Source organism: candidate division Zixibacteria bacterium HGW-Zixibacteria-1 (genome assembly GCA_002838945.1).
GTDB lineage: Bacteria > Zixibacteria > MSB-5A5 > GN15 > PGXB01 > PGXB01.
Genome location: PGXB01000001.1, coordinates 135,834 through 161,670 on the forward strand (window position 1 = coordinate 135,834; position 25,837 = coordinate 161,670).

Annotated in this window: 23 protein-coding genes; 9 read left to right on the top strand and 14 right to left on the bottom strand. The window is 49.7% G+C overall.

What is annotated here, in order from left to right; genetic code table 11:
- Positions 1–8: 8 nt before the first annotated feature.
- From CVT49_00525 to CVT49_00535, 3 genes are all read left to right on the top strand, one after another.
- The gene (locus CVT49_00525; protein ID PKK85058.1) at positions 9–923 is read left to right on the top strand and encodes a hypothetical protein; all 915 of its coding nucleotides are present in this window, start codon (positions 9–11) and stop codon (positions 921–923) included.
- Positions 924–1,612: 689 nt separating this feature from the next.
- The gene (locus CVT49_00530; GenBank protein PKK85059.1) at positions 1,613–2,209 is read left to right on the top strand and encodes a hypothetical protein; all 597 of its coding nucleotides are present in this window, start codon (positions 1,613–1,615) and stop codon (positions 2,207–2,209) included.
- On the top strand, positions 2,209–4,533 hold the full coding sequence (locus CVT49_00535) for a hypothetical protein (protein ID PKK85060.1): 2,325 nt from the start codon (positions 2,209–2,211) through the stop codon (positions 4,531–4,533). The genes CVT49_00530 and CVT49_00535 overlap by 1 nt, the downstream gene beginning before the upstream one ends.
- Here the strand turns inward: CVT49_00535 and CVT49_00540 are convergent.
- The 3 genes from CVT49_00540 to thrC form a co-directional block, all read right to left on the bottom strand.
- Complete coding sequence (locus tag CVT49_00540; GenBank protein PKK85061.1) at positions 4,530–5,309, bottom strand: hypothetical protein; 780 nt, start codon at positions 5,307–5,309, stop codon at positions 4,530–4,532. The genes CVT49_00535 and CVT49_00540 overlap by 4 nt on opposite strands.
- A gap of 79 nt (positions 5,310–5,388) precedes the next feature.
- Positions 5,389–5,586 (bottom strand): hypothetical protein, encoded by a 198-nt coding sequence (locus CVT49_00545; protein PKK85062.1) that lies wholly within the window; start codon positions 5,584–5,586, stop codon positions 5,389–5,391.
- A 95-nt stretch (positions 5,587–5,681) separates the two neighbouring features.
- On the bottom strand, positions 5,682–6,869 hold the full coding sequence (gene thrC, locus CVT49_00550; GenBank protein ID PKK85063.1) for a threonine synthase: 1,188 nt from the start codon (positions 6,867–6,869) through the stop codon (positions 5,682–5,684).
- A 184-nt stretch (positions 6,870–7,053) separates the two neighbouring features.
- On the opposite strand from thrC, the gene CVT49_00555 reads away from it, so the two are divergent.
- Positions 7,054–7,749 (top strand): macrolide ABC transporter ATP-binding protein, encoded by a 696-nt coding sequence (locus tag CVT49_00555; protein PKK85064.1) that lies wholly within the window; start codon positions 7,054–7,056, stop codon positions 7,747–7,749.
- Complete coding sequence (locus CVT49_00560) at positions 7,746–9,209, top strand: hypothetical protein (protein ID PKK85065.1); 1,464 nt, start codon at positions 7,746–7,748, stop codon at positions 9,207–9,209. The genes CVT49_00555 and CVT49_00560 overlap by 4 nt, the downstream gene beginning before the upstream one ends.
- 16 nt (positions 9,210–9,225) lie before the next feature.
- On the opposite strand, the gene CVT49_00565 is transcribed toward CVT49_00560, so the two are convergent.
- Genes CVT49_00565 through CVT49_00575 form a run of 3 tightly spaced genes read right to left on the bottom strand, consistent with a single transcriptional unit; the run spans position 9,226 to position 12,764 of the window.
- Positions 9,226–11,163, bottom strand: a complete 1,938-nt coding sequence (locus CVT49_00565; GenBank protein ID PKK85066.1) for a hypothetical protein — start codon at positions 11,161–11,163, stop codon at positions 9,226–9,228.
- Entirely contained in the window at positions 11,160–12,542 is a 1,383-nt protein-coding gene (locus CVT49_00570) for an SAM-dependent methyltransferase (GenBank protein ID PKK85067.1), read from the bottom strand. The genes CVT49_00565 and CVT49_00570 overlap by 4 nt, the downstream gene beginning before the upstream one ends.
- Positions 12,543–12,764 (bottom strand): hypothetical protein, encoded by a 222-nt coding sequence (locus CVT49_00575; GenBank protein ID PKK85068.1) that lies wholly within the window; start codon positions 12,762–12,764, stop codon positions 12,543–12,545. It abuts the gene before it with no gap.
- Positions 12,765–13,149: 385 nt separating this feature from the next.
- Here CVT49_00575 and CVT49_00580 point away from each other — a divergent pair, with 385 nt between their 5' ends.
- A complete protein-coding gene (locus tag CVT49_00580; protein ID PKK85069.1) occupies positions 13,150–14,157 on the top strand; it encodes a hypothetical protein in 1,008 nt (335 codons plus the stop codon).
- 224 nt (positions 14,158–14,381) lie between these two features.
- Here the strand turns inward: CVT49_00580 and CVT49_00585 are convergent, their stop codons facing one another.
- On the bottom strand, positions 14,382–14,573 hold the full coding sequence (locus CVT49_00585) for a hypothetical protein (protein PKK85070.1): 192 nt from the start codon (positions 14,571–14,573) through the stop codon (positions 14,382–14,384).
- 148 nt (positions 14,574–14,721) lie between these two features.
- The gene (locus CVT49_00590) at positions 14,722–15,387 is read right to left on the bottom strand and encodes a hypothetical protein (protein PKK85071.1); all 666 of its coding nucleotides are present in this window, start codon (positions 15,385–15,387) and stop codon (positions 14,722–14,724) included.
- 320 nt (positions 15,388–15,707) lie between these two features.
- On the opposite strand from CVT49_00590, the gene CVT49_00595 reads away from it, so the two are divergent.
- The gene (locus tag CVT49_00595; GenBank protein PKK85072.1) at positions 15,708–17,042 is read left to right on the top strand and encodes a hypothetical protein; all 1,335 of its coding nucleotides are present in this window, start codon (positions 15,708–15,710) and stop codon (positions 17,040–17,042) included.
- Positions 17,043–17,744 (top strand): DNA-binding response regulator, encoded by a 702-nt coding sequence (locus CVT49_00600; GenBank protein ID PKK85073.1) that lies wholly within the window; start codon positions 17,043–17,045, stop codon positions 17,742–17,744.
- 17 nt (positions 17,745–17,761) lie between these two features.
- Here CVT49_00600 and hemN read toward each other — a convergent pair whose 3' ends face one another.
- From hemN to hemA, 6 genes are all read right to left on the bottom strand, one after another.
- Positions 17,762–19,159 carry an oxygen-independent coproporphyrinogen III oxidase gene (gene hemN, locus CVT49_00605; GenBank protein ID PKK85074.1) on the bottom strand — a complete coding sequence of 466 codons (1,398 nt, stop codon included), beginning with the start codon at positions 19,157–19,159 and terminating at the stop codon, positions 17,762–17,764.
- Position 19,160: 1 nt separating this feature from the next.
- Entirely contained in the window at positions 19,161–20,186 is a 1,026-nt protein-coding gene (gene hemE / locus CVT49_00610) for a uroporphyrinogen decarboxylase (GenBank protein ID PKK85075.1), read from the bottom strand.
- Positions 20,177–21,484 carry a glutamate-1-semialdehyde-2,1-aminomutase gene (hemL, locus tag CVT49_00615; protein ID PKK85076.1) on the bottom strand — a complete coding sequence of 436 codons (1,308 nt, stop codon included), beginning with the start codon at positions 21,482–21,484 and terminating at the stop codon, positions 20,177–20,179. Before hemL ends, hemE begins: the two co-directional genes overlap by 10 nt.
- Positions 21,485–21,571: 87 nt before the next feature.
- Entirely contained in the window at positions 21,572–22,273 is a 702-nt protein-coding gene (locus CVT49_00620) for a hypothetical protein (protein ID PKK85077.1), read from the bottom strand.
- Entirely contained in the window at positions 22,270–23,187 is a 918-nt protein-coding gene (locus CVT49_00625) for a hydroxymethylbilane synthase (GenBank protein PKK85078.1), read from the bottom strand. The genes CVT49_00620 and CVT49_00625 overlap by 4 nt, the downstream gene beginning before the upstream one ends.
- Complete coding sequence (hemA, locus tag CVT49_00630; protein ID PKK85079.1) at positions 23,184–24,452, bottom strand: glutamyl-tRNA reductase; 1,269 nt, start codon at positions 24,450–24,452, stop codon at positions 23,184–23,186. The genes CVT49_00625 and hemA overlap by 4 nt, the downstream gene beginning before the upstream one ends.
- A gap of 412 nt (positions 24,453–24,864) precedes the next feature.
- Between hemA and CVT49_00635 the strand changes: the two genes are divergently transcribed.
- Complete coding sequence (locus tag CVT49_00635) at positions 24,865–25,623, top strand: hypothetical protein (GenBank protein PKK85080.1); 759 nt, start codon at positions 24,865–24,867, stop codon at positions 25,621–25,623.
- The last annotated feature ends 214 nt before the right edge of the window (positions 25,624–25,837 follow it).

Genomic DNA, 25,837 nt, shown 5'->3' on the forward strand with positions numbered 1-25,837 from the left:
TTACAAGTATGCTGCCGAATATTTCCAGGAAAAAACTGATGCTGGCCGACCTGGGCCTGTTCTATGCCGCGGCCGTCTGGGGGGCGACATTTTTTATGGTCAAGGGGGCGCTGGCCGATGTCGACCCGATTGTGATGGTAGGCTACCGCTTTACCCTGGCCGGAGCTATTCTTCTAATATATTTGCTGTTCAAGCGGCAGGACATTTTCGAGGGGATTGGCCGGGCGATGGTTCTGGGGCTGCTTCTCTGGTTTCTTTATATCCCGCAGACTCTGGGACTGAAATACACAACCGCCTCCAATTCCGGTTTTATTACCGGCCTGTTTGTGGCCTTTATACCGCTCTTTCTCCTGACCATTTTCAAGAAGAAGCCGACCAGGGTGGAAATTATCGCGTCGGCTGTTTCGCTGCTGGGATTGTGGGTCCTGACGGGCGGAATGGCTGATGTCAATATCGGCGATATTCTGACGCTGGCGGCGGCGATGACCTATGCCCTGCATGTTTTGTACTCCGATAAATATATGAAAGCCGGCATGAATCCATATATTCTGGCCTGCCAGCAGTTCCTGATTGTCGGGCTTCTTTCCCTGCTGGCGGCCCTGGTCATCGATCTTCCTTTTACGGTAAAAACGGCGGTCTCGGTACGGGTGATTATCTTTCTGGCCCTGTTTCCATCACTGACCGCTTTTATTATTCAATTGCTCGCCCAGAAAATCAGATCGCCGCTGCGCGTTTCCCTCATATTTGCTCTTGAGCCGGTTTTTGCGGCCATTTTTGCCTGGACCCTTGGTGACGAAGTATTTGTAACCCGGCGTGCCCTCGGCGGCCTGCTGATATTCACGGCCTTGATTATATCCGGGCTGCCGACCACATCGATCCTAAAAAACCGGCTGTCAAAGAAAGAGGGAGTTCCCTCAATATAATAATTATTCGGAATTAAACGACTCCGGCCCATCATCGTCGGCGACAAATCAGGGCCGGGGGAGAAAAAGTCTTTTCAAGGCATTGCCGGCCGAACTTAATACCGGCCACGGACAAATGCTTCTGACTCAAATTTTTTTGGGTGACTGACTGGAAGTGGAATCACCGTCACCAAAATCCCACATCGTACTCTCCACAGGCAGCGTTGGAGAGTTCACGACATTGACCTCCTCGGGCAGTCACCCATATTTTGCAAAAAATCGGCTTAAATATCGAAAATCCTTACAACATGATAGACATTCGATTTATTTGGTGGGTAAATCATTCGTTTCTTGCAGGAATAAGCAGGATCAATTTTTTTTGACAGGTTTGATTAAGAATTTATGGTCGATTAGTCTCATGCCGTTCATGTGGTTAGTGGGGGGAGCGAGGAAAAATAATGGATAAAAGAAAGCATAATTTGCGTTTAAGGATAAATAAGGAAACATCATGAATAAATGAACGTATCATAACCCAGCGGTATATTTATCTCCCACCTTAAGTCGGGTTTGATTGGCGTGGTAGAGGGATGGCAGGCAATTGGAAAATATCCTCATGTAAATAATAACAAGGTTTTCTTTAAAATGGCCCTTTTGAACGGTCGTTCATTGTTGACAACAGACTTTAAAAGCGATTATTTAGGAATAATTATTTGTGTGAATTGGGCAAAAAGACTATATTATTATTGCAGCCGGTAGGAAATAATTTGAATATCAACAACTTGTACACTATTGCTCGCGACGGAAATCAAGCCGGCGAAGAAGAATTATTCAAGGCGTTAACTGCAAGATTTCGTTTATTCGCGCGCCAAAGAATATGGGACGAACTGGACTCGGAAGAAATTGTGCAGGACGCCCTAATGACTATATGTAAAGAGTACAGAGGAATTGACTTCACAACCAGCTTCTCAGCTTGGGCCTATAAGGTCCTCGATAACCGGATTCTGGGCTATATCCAGACCAAGAAACGACACAATGGTCGAATTAGTTCGGTATCCGAGGCCGAAAATCTACCTGCCACTGACAGAGACAATCCAAAACTGGAGTTGAAACGAAAGCTGATGCAATGTATGCGTAAAGTGGCCAGCACAAATCTAAGGTACGCACGGGTCTTGAACCTTCATTACCAGGGGTTCAACACCGAGGAAATTTGTGAGAAAACGGGGTTGACGCGCAATAATCTGTATTCAGTCTTGTCTCGAGCCAGATCGATGCTTGAGTATTGTCTTGAAAAAGGAGATATAAAATAGTGGCGGGTTGCGGCGACAAGCATTTCGAAGAAATGCTTCACGCTTACGAATTGGGCATGCTATCCGATGTTGATCGTGAAGAATTCGAAATGCACATGATGGATTGCCGGTTCTGTTTCGAAAGAGTTCAGAAACTGGCCGTGGTGAGCCATATCGTGCGGCACGACCCGGAAATCAGGACGACCATCGAAGAAACGATAGAGACCGAAGAGGCTGAAGAAGAGACCGACCTGTCCGAAAAGAAATCATCCTTTTTCCATAAACGTCTTTGGCCGTCGCTGGTGCCCACGCTGGTCGTAGTTGGCTTCCTGATAGTCCTTTTGATGAAGCCATGGCAGGTGGATATCCATCCGACCCAGGAGGCTGTGGCCACTCAAAGCCGTCTGGCCATCATGTATTTTGAAAACCTGACCGATCCTCAGGATGAGCAGCGCCTGGGGGATATCATCACCAGCCTTTTGATTACCGACCTGTCCGAATCGGAATATGTCAATGTGATTTCCAGCCAGAGGCTTTATGACATTGCCAGGACCATGGGCAAAGAGAGCCACGTCGGTCTGGATAAGGAAACAGCTCTGGAGATTGCACGGCGCGCCGATGCCAAATGGATGCTGCTTGGCAGCATTCACCAGTCGGAACCATATTATTCGATTGCCGGGCAATTGGTGGATGTGGCCACCGGCGATGTCATTGCGTCACAACTGACGGCCGGGGAACCGGGCGAGAATATCTTCGCCATTGTCGACAAATTGTCGGCCGAAATAAAAAATGATCTGACCCTGCCACGGGAAGCGGGTGATGAGCTCGACCCGATGGTGGCCGATGTTACCACACATTCGGCGGAAGCCTACCGGGATTATCTTCAGGGCGTCGAATATTATCGAAAGTTATATGCAGAAGAATCAAAAAGATACCTGGAAAAGGCTATTGAAGAAGATTCCACTTTTGCCATGGCATATTATTATCTGTCACATGCGGTTGCTTCCAAGACCGCATTGAGCGAGAAGTATATGAATATGGCCCTGAAGTATCTCGATAAAGTAAATCAGAAAGAGCGGTATTATATTCTGGCCAAAGAAGCATCGGATAATGTCGATTATAAAATGGCCGTAAACTATCTCGAGAAAATACTGGATCGTTATCCGGATGAAAAGGATGCGCTGTACTTAATTGGAACTAATTACTATACGATGCAGGAATATAAAAAGGCCGTCGAATATTTCGAGAAGGTAATCGGTCTGGATCCTTTCAATAAACTTACCTTCAATATGCTTGCCTACTGTTATTACGCCCTCGGCGACTATGATAAAGCCATAGAAAATGCGGACAAATATGTTGCGGTTGCGCCGGATGAAGCCAACCCCTATGATACTCGAGGAGATATTCTGGCACGAATAGGCCGGACGGAGGAAGCTATCGAGTCATTAAAAAAGGCGCTTCAGATAAAGCCTGATTTTGCAGCTTCGGGAATGGCCCTTATTTATCTTAATCTGTTCCATAGAAATTATGCCGAAGCGAACCATTATGCCGATGTGTTTGCAGAGAGCGGCGTAACAAATGCCGAATCGAGGAGCAATTTCTACCATGCCATCGTTTACAGTTATCAGGGCATGGCTCAAAAAGCGCTCAAGACACTTGATGAATATCTGGAAGAGGATATGCAAGAGGAAGATTATATGCTTCTCGGCGACAAGTATTATCTCAAGGCGGCGATATATGACGAAATGGGCCGCGCCGATGAGGCGATTGATAATATTCGCAAGGCCAGAGAGGTCTCCTTATTGAATAATCCGGATGTTACTGCGGCCTATCGACACCTTGAGACTCAGTATCTGGCCAGAGGGAAGCGTTTCGCCGAGGCCGAAAAAATGCTGGAAAACTACGCCAAGGACATAGAAGGCTTCGAGTTAAGATTGGCTCGTTATCATTATTGCAGCGGCGCCATTGCCTTCGAGCGCAGCAATTATGAAAAAGCCATCACGGAATTCGAGCAATCCCAGAAAGTACGGGATACCTTCTCATACCTGACAGGATATATGCTGGCCCTTTCCTTTATCAAAACCGGGCAATATGAGGCGGCCATCCCGATTTTTGAAAAGCTTTCTTACGAAGTTTCCATCTGGCGGATGTTCTATGGTATTCAGGATTCGAAGGCATTCTATTATCTGGGGATCGCCTATGAGGAAACCGGCAATTATGAGAAGGCCGCCGCTTATTACAACAAATTTCTCGAGATATGGAAAGATGCCGATTCGACCTGGACCGAATTGGATGATGCCAGGCTGCGCCTGGATCGTTTAATCAGCCGTTCGCAGTTGAATTAAAATCCCAACAGCTTTTTTACCACATCGACCACGCCCAGCAGGGCGAGGGCCGAAACAATTACGACCGCGATAAGAATATATCGTACAAATGACGCCCCTCGTTCCACCGCCATTTTGGTCGCGACCCAGGCGCCCAGCATGTTGCCGACCGCAAGGATCAAACCGATCTCAAGACGAACCTGGCCGTTGTAAACAAAGACAGCGAGGGCGAAGATGGTGAACAGCATGATGATCAAATTTTTTATACCGTTGGCCCGCACCAGTTCATAACCGGCCCCCAGCACCAGCCCGGCCAGCAGAAAAATACCGACCCCGGCCTGAATAAAACCGCCATAGACGCCGATGCCGAAGAATATCGCAAGCTGTATTATTCCCGGCCTTTGGGTCATCAGATCAGGATGGCCGACCAGCCAGCGTTTCGGCCTGATCAGGATCACGACAAACATGACCACCATCAGGATTCCGATGGCGTGACGCATCATTTGTTCATCGAGATTGACGGCGATCTGCGCCCCGACAACCGCCCCGATCACGGCCGGCGCGGCCAGGGTAAGTCCTTTGGAGAGGTCAAGTTTCTTCTCTTTACGAAAAGCGCTCACGGCGACGACGGTTTGCAGCAGGATGGCTACCCGGTTGGTACCGTTGGCAATATTGGCCGGAAGGCCCAGGAATATCAGCAGCGGCAAAGAGATCAAAGAGCCGCTGCCGGCCAGCGTATTAATAAAACCGCAGGCAAATCCGGCCGCGATAACCAGGGGATAAATGTACCACTCCAAATTTCAGAACCTCGCCAATCGAATTATTTTGAAAAAGAAGGTCATCAGATAAGGGTGATCGAGCAAGCGATAAAAATTGTTAATCGAACAGAGTCGGCTGATAAGAGGCCCATTTGTGTGGATCGATCTGGTGCTGGTACTTATAGATACACTCGCCATCCTTGCAAATATGCGGTCTCTTCTTGCCGATATATTCAAAGGAGCGGCCGCAGACATCACAGGTGGCGGTTTTCCAATCCAGTTTGGGCAATTGGGGTGTGTCTTTGTGAGTCGTCATATTTAATTCATATTAATTTCTTATCTGCGCATCATCTTAATGATAATGCCGGTAATTAGCAATCACTTATTATATATTTTAATTGAATCTGCAGATCAATTCATATGCTCCTGTAAAACATCGAGATACTTATAGCCGCTGCCGGTGATGAAGATGACAATTTTGTCGGAAGCTTTTATAAAACCGGATCTAAGAAGTTTTTTCAGGGCCGCCAGCGAGGCGCCTCCTTCGGGTGAAGAGAAGATTCCTTCGTGCGAAGCCAGCGCGCGGGTGTCGGCCATGATTTCATCATCCGAGACCGCTACCGCCGTCCCGCCGCTTTCGCGGATTGCCCTGAGCATCAGGAAATCGCCGACCGCTCCCGGAACGCGCAGTCCGGCCGCCAGCGTATGCGGGTTGTGCCATTCATCCGCCGCTTCTTTGCCGGCCTCGAAGGCGCGCGGAATCGGTGCGCACCCATCGGCTTGCACTGCAACCATTCTGGGCCGTTTCGGGCCGATCCAGCCCATTTTTTGCATTTCGTCGAAGGCTTTCCACATCCCGATCAGCCCGGTCCCGCCGCCGGTCGGATAGATGATGACATCCGGAAGATCATAGTCGAACTGCTCGGCCAGTTCATAACCCATCGTTTTCTTGCCCTCGATGCGGTATGGTTCTTTGAGTGTAGCCAGGGCAAACCAGCCCTCTTTCTTGACTTTTTCGGCCGCTTTGATGCCGCAGTCTTTGATGCTGCCGTCAACCAGTTCTATTTGCGCCCCGTGATAGACTCCATCGACCAGGAACGGCGCCGGGACATCTTTCGGCATAATAATCATGCATTGTATCCCGGCCCGGGCGGCATACGCCGCCACCGCCGATCCGGCATTACCGGCGGTGGGGATAATCAGCTTTTTGATGCCCAGTTCTTTGGCGCGGGAAACCGCCATCCCCAGCCCGCGCGCCTTGAATGAGCCGGTCGGGTTAACCGTTTCGTCTTTGAAGAACAAATTTTTCAGCCCGAGTTCATCGCCGATTTTGACCGATTCCAGAAGCGGCGTGCCGCCTTCACCAAGCGTCACGATATTCGACATATCTTTGACCGGGAGAATTTCCAGATATCGCCACATGACCGACGGGCGGGCCCGCAGGCTGTCAGGATTGATCAGCTCGGCGGCCATTCGGTAGTCATAATCAACCATAAGCGGTCCGCCGCACGGGCACAGGGTGTGAATCTCATCCATATTATGTCTGGCGTTGCATTTGGAACAGTAAAGATCTTTGACGGCGGTATTGGTTGACGGCATTTCTATCCTCACTTATTACGGGTCAAGGCTATAACGGTCCATCACCAAGATAATATGAAGCGGGGAATGTATCCACCACCAAATTTATAAAAATCGAAAAAGACTTGCGGGCATTCACAAGAATATCTGATATTTCCGTCAAACCTGAAGTAACTTTTTGAGGAATAATAAGGTATTATAGATCATGGGTTCAAGCTGGATTAAGACGATTGATCTCTGCCGCTATTATACGCGGGGGCGTTACGAGGTTCGGGCGGTGGATAATGTCAGCCTTTCATTGGAGAAGGGGGAGTTCCTGGCGATTGTCGGCGCTTCCGGATCAGGAAAATCGACGCTGTTAAATCTTATTGCGGGGCTTGACAGCCCGACGGCGGGCCGGATCGAATTCGAGGGAATCGCTTTGAACAGTCTCAGCCGCAAGGAGCTGGCATCATATCGCGCCCATAAAGTCGGCATGATATTTCAGTCCTTTAATCTGATGGCGCATTTGACGGCGCTGGAAAATGTCGAGCGGGCGCTTTTTTTCAATGATACACCACGGCGCAGGCGCAAAGAAATGGCTCTTGAGATTCTTGACCGGCTGGGCATGAGCGACCGTATCGATCATCACCCGGCCGATCTCTCCGGCGGCGAGCAGCAGCGGGTGGCGGTGGCGCGGGCGCTGGTCAAGAATCCGGAAATACTTTTCGCCGATGAGCCGACCGGCAATCTCGACCGGGACAACAGTATCCAGATAGCCGATTTGATAACCGATCTCAACCGTCGCGGGCTCACCATAGTCATGGTTACGCATGATCTCGATATGGCCGGCAGCTATGCGGCACGGATGGTACGTATGAATTACGGCCGGGTAATCGATGATTCGGAGGCGGCAAAATGAAATTGCACGACTTCCTGACCATCTCGACCGGCAACCTGTGGCGGATGAAACTGCGGGCCTTTTTGACCATATCCGGCGTGGTCATTGCCATCGCCGCTTTCGTGGCGATGCTTTCCTTCGGCGCCGGAATGCAGAAAAACGTATCGGAGCAGTATCAAAAGCTGGGATTGTTAACGACCATGCAGGTCTTTCCGCCGAAAGACAACCAGCCCTCCGATTCCACGGGGGCAGTTATTCTCGACAGCAAAGCGGTCGCAGCTATTTCCAAAATCCCGGGTGTACGGCTGGTCTATCCGTTTAATTCATTCACGGTAACGGCCGGCATTATCGACACGCAGTTGTCGCTTTCGGCGCAGGCGCTCCCGATCGACGCCATGAAAACCAAAGCATACTCGAATTTCGCCGCCGGCTCGGCATTCGAAAACGACAGCGCCAAAGAAGTTGTCGTTACCGAAGAACTGCTCAGAATGCTCGACATCGACAAGGCCGACTCGCTGATCGGGAAACAGCTGATTATATCGGTCAGCGTGGCCAGTATCGACAGCGGCATTGTGCACATCATTCCCAAAATGGACAGCACGCTCAAGCAGAGGATCAATCAGATACAATTCGATTCGCTGATTCACGCCGCCTATATCAAAAGGGTGGTTCGACAGGAACTTGGCTATGCCATGGGAAGGTTTCTGGATGGTTTCTTCAATGCCAAAGCGCTGGTCAGCGATACATTGATTATCAGGGGAGTACTGGAGAGCCGTCATGGCGGCCCGATTCGCGTCAACCCGCTGATTATTCCAGCGGCGACAGCGGCCCGATTCAGTGCCGGCGGCATTACCGATGACCCGACGGCATTGTTTGCCTCGCTTCAGAGCGGAACGTTGCTGACCGCCGACGGCAATCAGGACGGCCGGTCATACCCGAAAATAACCGTCGATCTCGAACCGAATATACCGTATACCTCGGTTCGCGATACCATCAAAGCACTCGGATACCGGACCTTCAGCTTTGCCGAGGAATTCGCCCAAATGCAGAAATTTTTTATCTATTTCGATATGGCCCTCGGCGTTATTGGCTTGATTGCGCTGATCACGGCCTCGTTGGGTATTGTCAACACCATGGTGATGTCGATTATCGAACGCCGCCGTGAGATAGGCATTCTCAAATCGCTCGGCGCCGATGAGCGCGATATCCGGCTATTGTTTCTGGCCGAATCCGGTTTGATCGGCGCCATTGGAGCCTCGTTTGGAATTATTTTCGGGTGGGTTATCACGAGGGTGGCATCCATGGTGATCAAGATTATCATGCAGAAACAGGATATACCCGAAATGGAGCTGTTCGCCCTGCCGCCATGGCTAATACTGACCGCGCTATTATTCGGCCTGCTTGTCAGTCTTGCGGCCGGATTTTATCCCGCTTCGCGGGCGGCACGAGTCGATCCGGTCGAGGCCCTTCGCACCGAATAGAAATCATTAATCGATATTATCGTCTGGCCGGGACGCCGAGCCGGATATGGCCCAGCGCATAACGGCCGTCGCCATTGCGGGGAATAATCAAAATATTGTCATAGCCGGCATAGGCCGTCTCCTGCGGAATGGCCAAGGTATCGATACGCAGGGCATCGCCGGTGACATTCAGAGCGGGAAGCATCATCTCGACAAGATCAGTATCGCCTTTTCGGAACCGTACCAGGTACTCATCATTGCGATCGGCGGTTATTTCCATCAATGTCGAATGATACATTCTTTCAAGATCGATGCACAGACCCTGAGGAGTCATCCGTATGCACTGCCCGGAATTGGGATTGGTCCCTGCAGGCAACGGATGACTGACATGGAGGTACTTAATTTTTCCCGGCGACAGAGACAAATAGTAATCAAGCAAATATTCATATATGCGGCCGCTGTCGTTGGTAATCGGCATAAAGCCAAAAGGGTGCTCCCAGGTGCTGTAATAACTCAGGTCAGGGAGCAGATCATAGCGGCAGTCGAACAGGATATTGGCTATGACCCGGAAGGTGTTGACCGGACTGACGGCATCATAAACATAAGCGCTGTCACTTTGCGGAAGCAGGACGGCATTGAGAATGGAAAAGCGTTCTTTAAGATTGGTCTCCGCCGATCCGACCCAGCTTAATTCCGAGCCGGGCCCATGATCAGCCTGTATGATGATGATCGGCCGGTTTTCGGGATCGATGGAAAGCAGGTGGTTAATGACCGCTTCCATTTGTCCATTGATAAATTTCACCTGATTGATATAGCCGTTTCGATACTCATCGACTGTCCCGCCCTCATTGAGGAAATGCGAGCCGTCCTCCATGTTGAACGGCCGCTCCGGGCGAAGGCTCTCGCCGTTCGGGCCGAAGACAAACGGCGGATGCGGGCAGATGATATGGGCAAAGACAAATTGCGGCGCGGCGGCTTTTTTGCGATCGGCAAGATTCGCTATGATATGCATAATGCGGTTGTGATGAATTTCGAACGGCGAATAGATGCGGCTCAGGATCACCGGCAGCGGTGTGAATGATAACAGCATGTTGGCGAATTCACCGGGCATCCATGAAGCGCTGATGTAATTATCCACCTCGCGTATCTCCGAAAGGCCGTATCCCGATGAAAAAGCTGAAGTCGTATAACCAGCTCTTTTGAACAGTTCCAGAACTTTATTATGGCGCAATCTCTCATACAAGCGCAAGCGATCGCTCGAGAGCGAATCCAATGAAACCAGATTCGGGACATAATCCATGTTGAATGTCGTAGCCAATGACAGCAGGGTCTGTCCATAGTTGGAATGACTGCTGTCGGCAACGGTGAAACCGCGGTTTCTGAGAAAGTCGATAAACTCCGAATTGTCGTACTGGTATATTTCGGAAAGCACGTCGGCGCGGGCATAGCCATCGAGGACAATGAAATAAGCATCGGGAAGATTTTCACTTTGTTTGATGCTTTGCGAATTTTCCGATATTATGTCCGGCGCGGAAACGCTCGAAATAAACACGATTCCAATTCGGATTATCTGAATAAGCAGCAGTGCTGCCGCAACTATATTCAGAATTCTTGTCGTTTGATTCAGTTTCGGCTTTTTCAGGATGATGACGAAGATAATTATCAGCAGTACGAACGTGCAAATCACCAGAAGCAGCCACGGCGAGATATAATTATTAAGCGAGCGGGCCAGATGACCGTAGGAGAAGAAGAAAAGCGTCATGACTGAAGTAATCAATCCGGCCCTGAGCCAATCTTTTAGTATTAGATTGAAAATCGACACGACGGCCGAAGCAGTTATAATAATCAGAAACGCCGGAAAAAAAATGTCGCTGAAATACGTCTGTCCGACATTAAGGGCGTAGAGAAAGAAAACCGGAAAAAGGGCGAATAAAAACGGGTGCAGGATGTATGGACGGCTGCCGCGCGATTTCATCTGCCGGACATGAGATAGAGAGTTCTTCTGGTGTCGATAATCGGCTCGGACCTTATGATATTGAAATGCTCGGCGAAGGCCTTCTCGAAGGCTTCCTGAGTGTAATCATCAAAAATATCGCGGCGGCTGGCCAGCATCCGCTGCACCTGTGAATCATCCTTAGGTACGAATTCGATGATGAGATTCTGTCCGATGGCACGAAAGAAATGGGCTATCTGCCCGAAGGCCAGGTTATCGCCGATAGCGAGGTGATGTATCAGGGCCAGGGCCATAACGGTATCGGCCGGCGCCCGCTCGAGAAGAGACATCCGTTCCCGGTGCGCCCAACCTGTCCCGGAACTGGGATTAACCAGGTCGAGCACGAGCGGCAAAATCCGTCTTTCGCCGGCGCGAATATTTTCAATATAATCTTCCTCGACCGCGCCGTAATCGAGATCGAAAGCCACCGTGAAGGCGCCTTTTTCGGCCGCCAGACGGCTGAAACGGCCGTTGTTGGCGCCCAGATCCCAGAGACGGGTCGGCATGGTCATATCAATATATTGTGAGACAAGCTGTTGCTTGTGCTCCAGCGCCGCGGAATCATAATTGTTGTTATCGTAATAATCGGCCCAGAGCGTTTTCTTTCGGCGCCATTTCAGTTTTCGGACAGCCGATTCGAGACTGTCGATCAATCCCAACATGGCGTTTCGGCTCACCATACCGCCGCCGTTATGTATGCTTTTCGATTTGAAATGGCGCTGGCTCCGGACATGAAGATGAATATGGGCCAGCAGCGGGAGCGACAGCCATGTCCGCCAGGGAAGAAGCGCGGCGGTCATATCGAGCGGGATACCGTCAAGATGCACCCGCATCAACTGCCCGAAGCGAATATCGAGGTAACTCATCAAAGCCAGCGGCGCCAGGAAATGCCGGCAGAACTGGCGATAAGCGAGCCATGGCTCGCCCTCGATATATTTTTCGAAAGAAAGGGTGTCGATCAGAATCGGGCGGCCGTTGTCGAACTGGATATTATAGGCAGAGGCATCCTTGAGGGTCATGCTGCACTCAAGAGCCTGTTTTTGTATTTCGAGGGTGGCCAGAGCGGCATCCTTGAGCTGGCTGAAACACCACTCATACGGATACGAGATAAATTCTATCCGGCGCGGTTTGATGACCTTATAGGCCGCTTCGGGCTCGATTGGCGGATGATCGGTTTCTTCGTGCGCAACCAGAAGGTTCGCCTCCACCAGCCTGCGATACAGCCCGGAATCAATCAAATGGTCATAGTTATCGCGGTAAGAGAGGTTAACCTGGCGATAGAGCGCGCTTCCATGGCTGAAAATAAAACCGGCGGGGTCGCGGAAAGATCCGGCCACCCGGCTGTCGGCTGGTGCGCGCATTTATTCGGCCTTGTCTCTCCGGCGGAGACGGGAGACGCGCTCCCTGATTCTGCCGAACGACATCTTGACGGCGAATATTCCGCCCAGCACACCGGCCATGAGGATCTGTATGAAGTAACTTCCCGATGACGGATCGATATAGGCGTTGGCCCGCGGAGTAAAAATGAAGATTAGTAATATCGAAATAACCGACAATTCAACGATTTTTTTCACGACAATCATCCACAACCTCGCTTCGTCCCACTCACGACAGTCGCAGCTATTTGTTGCCCTCACGATCGGTGGTTTGGCGGTGAGGCATCGCGGCAAGTATTAACAGCAGCTTCGTAAGTAATCTACTGGTTCAATTCTCCTGCCCATTCACACCGGGCGCAGTGATTATATAATCTTTTCCGTTTCTGTCAAGCGCCTATTTGTATTATTGGCGCCTATTTATATTTATAGACGTGCATACCATTAATATTATGGTATTAAATACGCCCGAATCTGGCAAAGGTTGCTTTATGGCGGGGAATATCTTATTTTATGCGTAAGGGTTTACAAATTTAAATTGAACGCGGGTTCAGTTTGTCGGTGGATATTTATTAAAAATAATCGGGAGGCAGTAATGGATAGAGACGAGGCGGTGAAATTACTACGGGGTGGCCCGAAGGGGATTGAGGAGTGGAACAGGAGGAGGGTAGAGGGCGAAAATGTACCAAACCTTTTGGATGTTAATCTCAGAAGTGCCATTCTCAGAAATGCTAATCTCAGCCGTATAAATCTCAGAATAGCTGACCTTTGGAAGGCTGATTTAAGAGGTGCTGATTTGAGAGATGCTGATCTCAGAATTGCGGATCTTAGAAACGCCGATTTACGAAATGCCAATCTCAGCGGTGCAATTATATATTACACAAGATTTCAAAATACATTACTTTCAAAAACCACTTTTATTAGGGCGCAATTGGGCAATACTATCTTGTCATCAGATCTATCAGAGGCAATTGGTCTGGATGAGACAATGCACGATGCTGAGTCATTTATTGACGTAAACTCTTTGCTTAAATTCAAAGGCGATCTGCCGGAAAAATTTCTTCGAGGCTGTGGGTTGCGTGATGAAGAAATCGCTTATTTCCGGGCGCAGGTGGGGAAACCGATAAGGTTCTATACTTGCTTTATCAGTTACAGCACCGCCGATGAGAAATTCGCAACACGCTTGTACAATGATTTCCAGGGAGCCGGAATCAGATGTTGGAAATGGGATAAAGATGCCCGAACCGGCAAGAGTATCTGGGGCGAGATAGATCATGCAATTAGACAATTCAATAAATTGGTGCTGATTGCGAGCGAATCATCACTGAAGAGCCCTTATGTGGGCGATGAGATCGAGCGGGCTATTCAAAAAGAGCGGGAATTAATCGGGCGGAAAAACAAGGGTGAATATGACGGCGAGACTGATGTCCTTTTCCCGGTGCGAATTGATGATTATATTTTCGAAAAGTGGGAGCATGAACGCAAGGCGGATGTGGTCAAAAAGGTAATCGCTGACGCCCGCGACTGGGATAAAGACAACGCCAAATATCAGAACGTTCGGGATAAACTGATTGCCGACGTGAAAAAGCAAAGCGACATTTGAAATACTTTGCCCCGACATCGAAAATAGAGGGAAATTTTCTATTCGCAGGAACAGGAGGAGTTATTCAAAAGCGGCAGGATTTTCAAACCCTCCGGCTTATTTGACTTTTGGATCGCTTCCGGGATGTTTTTTTTCGACTTGCTCTTACAGGCACATTCTTTTTTATCTATCGGTTTTTTGATAGCCATTTAATAAAACGCAATCTCAATTAGTTATAACCTTCATTAACGTTTACTCTTTTCTATCAATTCAAAAATCTCTACATGGGTCGGGAAACGCCCGCATTCAGCTTTATTGTCATAAACCGCTTTTCCGTCAATCGATACCTCGAAAATCCCGTTGTGGCCGTCAACCAATTTGGCCTTAAGTCCGAATTTGGCCTTTATCGCTTCCGCCAGACCGGCGGCTTGTGGCAGGTAATTTCACTCAACGCAGTATCTTATACTGATATTCATTTAATTCTCCTGCTGATTTACAGCACAGTATTAAAGTTACGAATGAGGCAACACTATTCTTTGATATAAAACAGGCGGGAGTTAATACCCCCGCCTGCCAAAAACAGTTTTATTCGCCCTCGGGAATATCCTGCCACTTGATGGTTTTAACCATCTCCAGCACTTCCTTGAATATTTTCGGGAAGAACACACTTTCGCATGACAGCAGGCAGGTCATCATTAAATTATCTTTCTTGATAGCCACAATACCGACGCTGTAGGTTCTCGGGATCGTCTCGCCCATACCCAATTTCTTGAGATAATGGACGGTTCCCTGCCACTGGCTGGCCTCATAGTCATCAACCTTGATAAAATCCTTGGCGACTGTTTTGAGCCCTTCGAGAGAAAGGTTTTCCTCCAGAGGCTGAAGATCTTTCAAAACTTCTTTTTTGACTTTGGACGAATAAGAGTTCCTGATCAGGGAATCAACATACACAGCCGGCGTAAATTCGACTTCATCGACATGAATATTCAAAATCGGAATCCTGGCCATGGCCGGATACTGCATAAGTTCCGGCGGGATTTCATACTGTTGCTGGGTCAAGACCAGGCGAAGTTCCTTGTCCGGTTTTTGAAGTTCCGGTTTCCAGTTACCAAGACAAGTGATCTGGAAATCATACGCGGCATCGGTATAAACATTATTTTCGAGATCGCCCGATTTTTTTGATTTCTTCCGGGCAAAGACGCTGGGAACACAGATTAAAATGGCCAGCAGGATAATTAACAGACGTTTCATGGTATAAATAACCTCCCCGTTGCTTTAGCCCTTTTGCGCGGACCGGTTAAATCATTGAGGATAATGAATTTCACTCTCACTTCCCAATAATCACAAAACAATCATACAAAGGAATTCGACATTTGTCCACTAATTAATTTTACCGAAAATTAACAGAAAGTTCCAGAATAAAGCCAAGCACCCGAAGGAGTAAACTCCTCTTGTTGACAACAAATCGGTTTAGTAATAACTTAAACACCGGGCCGTTTGCGTGGGACGGGGAATCGATGCGTATAAGTATAAATTTCACGGCCGCTTAGTTGTTTAGCGAAGGGATCAGGATGAAAACAAGACGGGATATCAAGCCGACCAGATTCGCCCTCTATATCTTTGTGGGGCTGATTATTTTCTGCGTCGCCCAATTATCCTGGTGGATAATTTATCAGATCGATTTAAGCAAACAGCTGAGCCGTCACCAGACGGAACTCCTGGATCAGCGCATCGAAATCATCGGACTGACCGCCAACCGCTGTTTTCAGCAAAGAATAAGCGTGATTACATATGCCATGAATATGGCGCAGGATCAGGGAAAATTTTTCGACAGCCTGCTGGCCGACAGCATCATAATCGGATATTCGTCAAGCGGGGTTCCGGCGGGAACCGCGAAAAACTCCGGGCGGGCTGATTCGACCTTCTATGCCGATATCGGCGGCGGGACAACTATTTTCTTCGATCCGAAATTCCCGGGACAGTTGCTTGGAGACGCAAAGGACGCCATCGATTACAATCCTTCCGGAAAACATGGCGGCAAAAATATGACCTGGGTCGATCCCGCCATGTTCGCGGTTCTTCCCGAGGTGGAGGAAGAACTGACTCGATCGACTCATGGCCGGATAATGATGTTCGCTTCCGAGGGCAGTTTTTTTGTCCTGATTACATTATTCGGGGCCTTCCTGATATACCGGACGCTGCAGCGATCCGAGGAGTTGACTTTTCGCCAGCAGAATTTTATCCATGCCGTGACGCATGAATTTCGCACGCCGCTGACTTCACTGCGGCTGTACATCCAGACGCTTCAGTCGGGAAAACTGAATGACGACAAGAAGCATGATTTGTACGGTAAGATGCTTGATGACTGCTACCGGCTGGAAGGCATGGTCGATAATGTTCTCGAGGCGGGCCGCTCCGGCCGGCAGGATTACCGCCTTAATCTGGAAAAAACCGATCTGACCGGCGACCTCGGTGAATATCTCGACAATCTCCAGCCGCTGCTTGACGGGTTGGGCGGAAAAATCGAGCGGCATCTCGAGCCGAATATCACGGTCAGAGCCGATTATCAGGCGCTCGAAAGAGCGGTTCGGGCCATTATCGAAAATGCCCTGAAATATTCGAAGCCGGAAAATAGAAAAATCAGCGTATCATTGTCGCGGCAGGGCGCCTTTGCCTGCATCGACATCACCGATAACGGCGTCGGCATCCCGGTAAAAGAACAAAAATATATTTTCGACCGTTTTTACCGTATCGGTGATGAATCGACCCGAACGGTCAAGGGAACCGGGCTGGGGCTGTACCTGGTGCGCCAGGCGGTCGAGGCGCATGGCGGCACGGTCGAAATCAGATCCGAAGGCATCGGCCACGGCTCGGTGTTCACGATTAAATTGCCCCTGGTGCAATAGATGAAAAAAAAGATTTTGATTGTCGAGGACGAAGAGCATATCGCCGACGGGCTTCAGTTGAATCTCGAAGCGGAGGGGTATGAGACGGTCATTGCCTCCGACGGCCAGATGGCGCTGGACTACTGGCGGCAGGGCGGTTTCGATTTGATAATTCTCGACATCATGCTTCCGGGCAGGGACGGGCTCGAAGTGTGCCGGACCATTCGCAAAGAGGCCGGGCGCGTTCCGGTGCTGTTTCTGTCGGCCCGCGACCGCGAGGATGATCGTGTCGCCGGTTTGCTGGCCGGCGGCGATGACTACATGACCAAACCGTTCAATCTCAAGGAATTGATTCTCAGAGTAGCGGCCATCTTCCGCCGACAGGTATGGTACAGCACCAGTCCGCTCGATGATAACCAGGTCAAATTCGGTGATTTCTGGGTCGATACCAACACCTACAAAGCATCCGGCGTCGACGGCGAGATCGAGCTATCCCAGAAAGAAGTCATGATCATGAAATTTCTGGCCGAACACGCCGATGAGGTCGTCACGCGCGACATGCTGCTCAACGCCGTCTGGGGGTACAATGTTTATCCATCAAGCCGGACGGTCGATAATTTTATCGTCAGGCTGCGCAAAATATTCGAGCCGGATCAGGCCAATCCCAAATATATTCACACCATTCGCGGAGCCGGGTATAAATTCACTCCCGACGGCGAATGACCGGGCTGCTAATCGGATTAAATTGTTCTTGAGAAAGTCGGTTTTTTGCCGGGAAGTCGGCCGCCAAGGTAGTTGTCATAGGTCATGGCGATGTTCCGGATAAAGGTCCGGCCGACCGGCGTGACTTTGATACCGCCGTTGTGCATTTCGAGGAAATCATCGGTAAAAAACTCGGCCAGTTTTTGATGTTCATCCGTGAAATAAGTATGATAATCGATACCGAATTTTTCCTTGAGATCATTGAAATCAAGGCGGAAATTGCACATCAATGACATAATGACGTTCTGGCGGATGAGGTCGTCATAGGATAGTATCATCCCGCGATAAGTCGCGAGACGCTCTTCACCGATGACATTCATATAGGCGTCAAGGCTCGAATGATTCTGGAAGAAAGAATGATTGATATAGCCGATCGACGACATCCCCAGACCGATCATATCGGGCGATGACTGCACCGTGTAGCCCATAAAGTTTCGGTACAGGCGGCCGTCCTCCTGCGCGATCGACAGCTCATCCTCGGGAAGCGCAAAATGATCCATGCCGATCTGGCGATAACCGTGACCGGTGAATATTTTGACGGCATCGGCAAATAGGCGGTACTTGATCTCGGTGGCGGGAAGATCATCGGGGCTGATTTTTTTCTGGTTGGCTTTGGCATCCGGCAAATAAGCAAAGCTGTAAAGAGCGACCCGATCCGGTTTAAGCTGGACGGCTTTTAGAAGTGACCCGTCGAACCGCTCAATGGTCTGTTTCGGCAACCCATAAATCAGATCAATATTGATACCCTTGAATTTCAGCTGGCGGCAGTATTCGACTACTTCGCTGACAAGTTCGAATGACTGGATGCGGCCGATGGCCTCCTGGACGGTCGGATCGACATCCTGCACCCCGACCGAGATACGGTTGAAACCGCGGCCCGCCAGATAATCGAGCTGCTCGAAAGTGGTGACGCGCGGATCGATCTCCAGCGATTTCTCACATCCCGGAATAAATTCGAAATTTTCTTCGAGAGCACCGAGAATGCGATTGAAATCATCGATCTCGACATAGGTCGGCGTTCCGCCTCCGAAATGGAGCTGGCTGATTTTTTTCCGCCCGCCGAGCAATTCGGCGGTCAGCTTTATTTCGGTAATCAGGGCATCGATGTACTTTTTTACACGATCGGAACTTTTGGTTATATAGGTGTTGCATCCGCAGTAATAACATCGCCTGCGGCAGAAGGGAATATGCACGTATGCCGCTAGCGGTTGGTCGGTCTGCTTCGAGGCCGTTTTCAGGGCCGCCGCATAATTTTCGGAGATTACCTTGTCCGACCACACCGGCGCCGTCGGATAACTCGTGTATCTGGGGCCGGGGCGGTCGTACTTACGGAGCAACTCGACCGGCACCTTTATTGAACCATTGTTGTCGGACATATCATTTCCTGTAATTGCGCACTGTTTCTACCATGGTATGAACCGATTCGATGGGGGTTTTGACCATAATGCCATGACCGAGATTGAAAATCAGCCGCGAGAGATCATCGACACTGTCCAGAAGCGCCTTCGTTTTTTCCCGCACATGCTCGACCGAACCGAAGAGCACCGCCGGATCCAGGTTCCCCTGCATCGCTTTACCGGGCAGCATCCTGGCCGCGGCCGCCAGATTCATGCGGTAATCGATGCTGACCACTTCGCAATCGACATCTTTAATCATATCGATATATGGCGCGATATTATTCACAAATAAAATACGCGGGACATTCTTCCCGGCGATTGAACTAAATATTTTATTGACGGCATCGACCGACATGGTCTTGAAATCATCGCGGGAAAGCACCCCGCCCCAGCTTTCGAACAATTGCACCGTATCGGCACCGGCCTCGATTTGTGCCTCGAGATAACGGGCGGTGATTTTCGAAAGAAAATCGATCAATCGTTTTGCCGCCGATGGATATTGATGTATAAACTTTTTGGCGATATCGAAATTTTTGGAGCCTTTGCCCTGAATAAGATAGCAGGCTACCGTGAAGGGCGAGCCGGCAAAACCGATCAGCGGTTTATCGGGAAGAATCTCTTTTATTTTCCTGATGCCGTCCAGCACATAAGGCATTTCGGCGGCAATATCGAATTCGATCAGGCGGTCGATGTCTTCCGGTTTGGTTATCGGCGCTTCGATTTCGGGGCCGCCGTCGGGAAAATCAATCTTGACGCCCATCGGTTCCAGAATCGTGAGAATGTCGGAAAAGAGAATGGCGGCATCGAGATCGAATCGCGCGATCGGCTGCCTGACAACTTCGGCGATAAGTTCCGGTGTCCGGCACAACTCCAGAAACGAAACTTTGTCACGAATCGCCTGGTATTCGGGCAAATAACGCCCCGCCTGGCGCATGATCCAGACCGGAATCGGCCCGTCATTGCGGCCGTAACAGGCTTTGATAAAGTTGCTGTCGGCTATTGCCACTTATGCGCCTCCTGCCGGATGGCATCGGCCAGAGTCGATGCGGCATCCTTGAGCATCACTTCGGTATGCGCCGCCGAAATGAAGCAGACTTCATACCCCGATGGCGGCAGGTAAATGCCGCTGTTCAATATTTTTTCATGGACACGGTTATAATGCGAGATACCGTCGGAGTCGATTCGGTCGGCGCGGCGCGGCAGGTCATTCTGGAAGACAATCCAGTATATCGAAGCCACTCCCGCAACATTGATAGTATAGCCCTTGAGTTTCTCGGTCAATTCGCTGACAAACAAGCGGTTTTTTCGTTCCAGATCGCTGTATATTTTGCCATCGGCTAATTTATTAAGCGTCGCCAATCCCGCCGTCATGGCCATTGGATTACCTGACAAGGTGCCGGCCTGATAGACCGGCCCGAGCGGCGAGAGGACATCCATGATATCGGCCCGGCCGCCAAAGGCGCCGACCGGCATGCCGCCGCCGATAATTTTGCCATAGGTGATCAGGTCGGGGAATATCCCGTAATAGGCCGCGGCGCCTTCAAGTCCCAGCCGGAAACCGGTGATGACTTCATCGAGAATCAGCAGGGCGCCGTGCTTTTCGGTGAGGGCGCGCAGCAAACGCATGAAATCATGCCGCTGAACCAGCAGGCCGTTGTTGGCGGGGATGCCTTCGATAATGGCCGCCGCCAGTTTATCACCATGTTCATTGAAAAAACTTTCCAGAGCTTCTTCATCATCGAGCGGCAATACCGCTGTCTGGCTGGTAATGCTTTCCGGGACCCCGGCCGATGACGGCTGCCCGAAAGTAACCAGCCCGGAACCGGCTTTAACCAGCAGATGGTCCGAATGCCCATGATAGCAGCCCTCGAACTTAAGAATCATGTCGCGCCCGGTATAACCGCGGGCGGTGCGGATGGCCGACATAACCGCTTCGGTTCCGGAAGAGACAAAACGAATTTTTTCGATTGATTCGACATGCCTGACGATAAAATCGGCCAGCTTGTATTCAAGTTCCGTCGAGGCGCCGAAAGTCATTCCCCTCTCCGCCTGTTTCTTGACGGCGGCGACCACATCCGGATCGCCGTGCCCCAAAATCAGCGGTCCCCAGGAAGAGCAGAAATCAAGATAGCGGTTACCGTCAACATCATAAAGATAGGCCCCTTCGCCTCTTTCGATGAAACGCGGAATTCCGCCGACTGATTTGAAGGCCCGAACCGGCGAATTGACGCCGCCGGGGATGACTTTGGAAGATTTTTCCAGAAGCTCCTGCGATTTCTCGGTGCTGAACTTTTTGCCGTCCATTATTATCAATCCCTCTACTATTTTTCCCGGTTTATCCCAGCCGATTTTAATAACATTTCCGGCGCCGGATTGTTTCCATAAATTATACTAATATAAATAATCCAACACCATATCTACGTCAGGAATATCCATTATTTTGAAAATTTGCCAGTTGTGCAGACTCATTTCGGAAGCCGTTGTCCGGCCGATGGCAATCGTTCGGGCCAGCGGCACTCCGAATGTTTTATGGTATGATCTTACCGCCGACGGAGCCGTGAAAAGAATAAAATCGGATTCGGATAAACCGATCACATTACCCGCCGGAACGGCGCCCTCGGTCGTTTCATAACATATGATGGAATAATATCTTAGCCCGGCCAGATTGAATAAATATTCCGGATCATAGACAATTTTCGAGGCGCGGGCGAAAAGAACCGTCTCGTTTCCGGCAGCGATATTGGTCACAAACTCAAGAAAAAGATTTTTTCCATAGGGTTCGGCCGGGGCAAAGTCGGCGCTCAATCCATATTCCTCAAGCGCTTCCATGGTCTTTTTTCCGACAACACCTATTTTTGTTTTATCAGACAGCGGGATATTAAGCTTTTCCAGCCTGTCGAGAAACGATCTGACACCATTGGCGCTGGTAAAAAAGAGCCAGTCCAGTCGATTGATAACATCATCATTAATATTGAATTTAATATATTCGGTATTCATGAGCGGCAGCGGGACAATCTCAACCCCGCGGGCATGAGCCATCCGGGTAATTTCATCAAGTTGATCCGGCTGTCTGGTGATGGCAAGGCGCGTCATTTTTGCTCCTTACACAAAGCCATGAAGGCTTTTTCGACCAGTTCATTGACATTATTGCCGGTAAGATCGACGCCGACCATTCCATCCCAGCCGTCATCTTTCGGAATCCCCAGCACTGCTTTCAGCCTGAGCTGTTCCCCCCTGATTTCCGAATAGACGCCGAGAGGAAGCGAGCACCCCGAATTAAATTTGGCCAGCAGTCCGCGTTCCAGCGAGGCTTCGATCAATGCATCCGGCGAACCCATCTTCGAAACAACCGCCTCGGTTTTTGGATCATCATGGCGAATCTGGAGCCCCAGAATGCCCTGCGCGGGGGCAGGAAGGAAATCTTCCGGATCCAGCTCGATAGCTTTAAGGTCGCTCAAATCAAGTTCAAGTCTTTTGACACCGGCGGCGGCGATGACAATAGCGTCGTACATGCCTTCGCGAAGTTTTCTGATCCGGGTCGGGACATTGCCGCGCAGTTCCCTGATTTCGAGGGAATCATTATAAAAGGCAATCTGGCATTTTCTCCTGGCCGAACTGGTGCCGATGATACCGCCCGGCCTGACGGGAACAACACCTTCACCGGCATTTGAGCCTTTTCTGATTAGAAGCATCTCGCGGCGGTCGGCGCGATAACCGGCCGCGCCCAATTTCAGACCTTCGGGCTGGGTGGTCATGAGGTCCTTCAGCGAATGTACCGCCAGATCGACTTCTCCATTGAGAAGGCTGTCCTCGATTTCCTTGGTGAAAAAGCCCTTGCCTTCCATTTTGTCGAATGCGAGATCGTCGATTTTATCGCCGGAAGTTTTGATGATCTTAATATCGACACAGCATCCAAACTGCTCTTCAAGAATCTTTTTGATGAAATGAGCTTGATATAACGCCAGATCCGAGCCTCTGGTCCCGATGGTAATATTGACAGGTTTCAAACGGCGCTCTTCTGGGGGAAGACGAAATCCTTAAGATTCATTTGGGAGTACATTTGCGCCAGATGGTCGGACAGTTTGCGTGCCGGCTGAAAGGCGGAATGTCCGATGAGCTTGGTGACCAGTCTCAGGACCGCTTCTTTTTCCTCATCGCTCAATGAAGTCACTTTCTTGGCGAAGAGATCTTCGAGCGCGGTCTGGGCCAGCTCTATGGATTCATTAAAACTTTCGCGGAAGATCGGCTTTATCGAGATTTCCATCCGATCACTCAGAAATTGATGAACCGACTGCTTGAGAATATCATTGGCTTTGCTGGTCTCGACAAATTTCTTCCTGAGATTACCGTTGGACCTGGCTTTAAGATACGGAATGTCGATCAATCTGACTTTTTCATCAGCGGCGAATTCGGGCGCGAAGTCGCGCGGAATCGCCAGATCGATGCAAAGCACCGGAGTTTCGGATGCATGCAACAGCGCCAGGAATGATTCGCCGAAAATCGGATCGGGCGAGGCAGTCGCGGAGACAATCGCTCCGACATTAGCCGGTGATTGCTTGAACTTATCCAGAGCCACCGCCTGTCCGCCGAATTCCGCGGCCAGTTTCTCGGCCTTATCCAGCGAACGATTGACAAACAAAATATTTCCCAGGTTTGCATTCCGGATGTATTTGGCGAATTTATTGGTCATCTCACCCGCCCCGACCAGGGCGATAACGGCATCTTTATTCTTCTTGAGATGTTTTTCGAGTTCGGCGAACGCCAGCGAAGCCATCGACTGCGCCCCTTTGCCGATCTCGGTCTCGCGCTTGATCTTTTTGGAGACATTGAGCGCTTCATCACCAAGGCGGCTCAGAAAAGGCCCGGCCAGACCGGCTTCGATCGCTTCCTGGTAGGCATTCTTGAACTGGCCGGCGATTTGCGCTTCACCCATCACCAGCGATTCGAGCGAGGAGACGGTCCGGAAAAGATGCGTGATGGCATCACGGCCGACATAATGATAAAAATCATTCGGGAAAAAGCTGATGGCATGGCCGCCCGAGAAAAAGAAATCCAGCAGACGGTAAAAAATCTGGCTGCTGGAATATTTACCGGTTGAGGCATATATAAACTCGACCCGGTTGCAGGTGGCCAGATAAATCAGCTCGCTTATCTCAAGCGATGATTTCAACTGATGAAGCTTATCGATTTTCTCGTCACGGTCAAGGGTCAGACATTCAAGCAGTGGAAGGTTCTGCTGCCAGACTGATGAGCCGATTATTCCGAATTCCATCTTCTTACATCCCGATCTTTTATTTTAGCTTCGTCATTACTTGCGCCAAAAGTAAATAAAATCCAATTAGAATTGTCATGGAATTGTCACAGAATCGAAAAAAATGAATTTTTTCACATAATTATTAACCGGGCGACTCCTTTTTCGACTCCGCAGGAGATTGTATTGCCTTACGATTCAATATATTATGATCGACAAACTTAATCCAATATAGCCGCAACAAGAATTATAATATATACATTATCGTACAGTATTCGGATTTTGAAAAAGCACCATATAATTGAGGACAATTTTCTCATGCAGATCCATCGCGGGTGCAATAATTGACCAAATTCAGCCTTGAGACATCTGATTTTCCACAAGCCGCGATATATAACAAATAGTCGCCGGAGATCGTTCCGATAATGACCATATGAGTATCGGGACGGCATTACGGATTTCGGGTATCGGCATGGTGCTTCTGGCGTTACTGACACTTTCTGCGGCCGCACCGCAGGATGATGAGAAGAAGGAGAAGGCTGATCATAATAATGTAAGCTGCCCGCAGTGCCACTCATTTGCAGAAACCAAAGCCGACGCGACCGCCGAAAGCCGCAACCGCAGTGACAATTGCACCGGATGCCATACGCTTTCCACTTTGGAGCCTTCGGCATATCCCCTAAATTTTCATAATAGTGCCGCCGGCAACTGCCTGGATTGCCATCAATTTCATAAAAAAGCTATGATCAAGGCAGGCTCCCGTGTGTTTGCGCTCGATTTCGACTCAAAATCACAACTGTTTCAATGTCTTACCTGCCATAATGATTCGGTAAGTCTCGATAATCTGTCGGCTGGACACAAGACGGCCGCAGCGGTGTACCATTCCGATAACCCGGCCCTGACATTCTTATCCCCATCGGAAAAATGCCTTATCTGCCACTCGACCCGCTCCGATGCCTTCCCCGACCTGGTGAAGGCCGGATTGAACCCGCCTTCTTTCGACGAACATGCCAGCCATCCGTTTGGGGTCTCCGCCAAAGCGGGAGGAGTTGAGATAAATGAAGAGAAGGTCGTTTTATATGAAGGCCGGATCGAATGCCAGTCATGTCATGAATTCGAGAACCCCAAAAACGGCGAGTTGGCCGTATTCGAATATCCCGGCGAAACCTGCCGGGTGTGTCATCCCCACTGATTAGTACATTATAAGTGCTTTGCACTGCACGTTTCTTGAAAAAGTACAGTTTGACATAATAATCTGTACTTTATAATAATCTATAAATGTACTGAATTTGTCCAGGATAGGTGCAAAATATACTGAATTTATCTTTTTTTTGACAAACCGGACAAAAAAGACTTGCTTTTTCCAGATTATATATTAGATTTGGCCCAGCGTGGATAAAAGAGAT

Bases quoted from the DNA above. Each gene is read 5' to 3' on its own strand.
- hemN (PKK85074.1), bottom strand. From the start codon at position 19,159: ATGTCCGACAACAATGGTTCAATAAAGGTGCCGGTCGAGTTGCTCCGT.
- hemL (PKK85076.1), bottom strand. From the start codon at position 21,484: ATGGACGGCAAAAAGTTCAGCACCGAGAAATCGCAGGAGCTTCTGGAA.
- CVT49_00560 (PKK85065.1), top strand. From the start codon at position 7,746: ATGAAATTGCACGACTTCCTGACCATCTCGACCGGCAACCTGTGGCGG.
- CVT49_00595 (PKK85072.1), top strand. From the start codon at position 15,708: ATGAAAACAAGACGGGATATCAAGCCGACCAGATTCGCCCTCTATATC.
- thrC (PKK85063.1), bottom strand. From the start codon at position 6,869: ATGCCGTCAACCAATACCGCCGTCAAAGATCTTTACTGTTCCAAATGC.
- CVT49_00620 (PKK85077.1), bottom strand. From the start codon at position 22,273: ATGACGCGCCTTGCCATCACCAGACAGCCGGATCAACTTGATGAAATT.
- CVT49_00565 (PKK85066.1), bottom strand. From the start codon at position 11,163: ATGAAATCGCGCGGCAGCCGTCCATACATCCTGCACCCGTTTTTATTC.
- CVT49_00545 (PKK85062.1), bottom strand. From the start codon at position 5,586: ATGACGACTCACAAAGACACACCCCAATTGCCCAAACTGGATTGGAAA.
- CVT49_00635 (PKK85080.1), top strand. From the start codon at position 24,865: ATGAGTATCGGGACGGCATTACGGATTTCGGGTATCGGCATGGTGCTT.
- hemA (PKK85079.1), bottom strand. From the start codon at position 24,452: ATGGAATTCGGAATAATCGGCTCATCAGTCTGGCAGCAGAACCTTCCA.
- CVT49_00580 (PKK85069.1), top strand. From the start codon at position 13,150: ATGGATAGAGACGAGGCGGTGAAATTACTACGGGGTGGCCCGAAGGGG.
- CVT49_00575 (PKK85068.1), bottom strand. From the start codon at position 12,764: ATGATTGTCGTGAAAAAAATCGTTGAATTGTCGGTTATTTCGATATTA.
- CVT49_00590 (PKK85071.1), bottom strand. From the start codon at position 15,387: ATGAAACGTCTGTTAATTATCCTGCTGGCCATTTTAATCTGTGTTCCC.
- CVT49_00600 (PKK85073.1), top strand. From the start codon at position 17,043: ATGAAAAAAAAGATTTTGATTGTCGAGGACGAAGAGCATATCGCCGAC.
- CVT49_00570 (PKK85067.1), bottom strand. From the start codon at position 12,542: ATGCGCGCACCAGCCGACAGCCGGGTGGCCGGATCTTTCCGCGACCCC.
- CVT49_00555 (PKK85064.1), top strand. From the start codon at position 7,054: ATGGGTTCAAGCTGGATTAAGACGATTGATCTCTGCCGCTATTATACG.
- CVT49_00525 (PKK85058.1), top strand. From the start codon at position 9: ATGCTGCCGAATATTTCCAGGAAAAAACTGATGCTGGCCGACCTGGGC.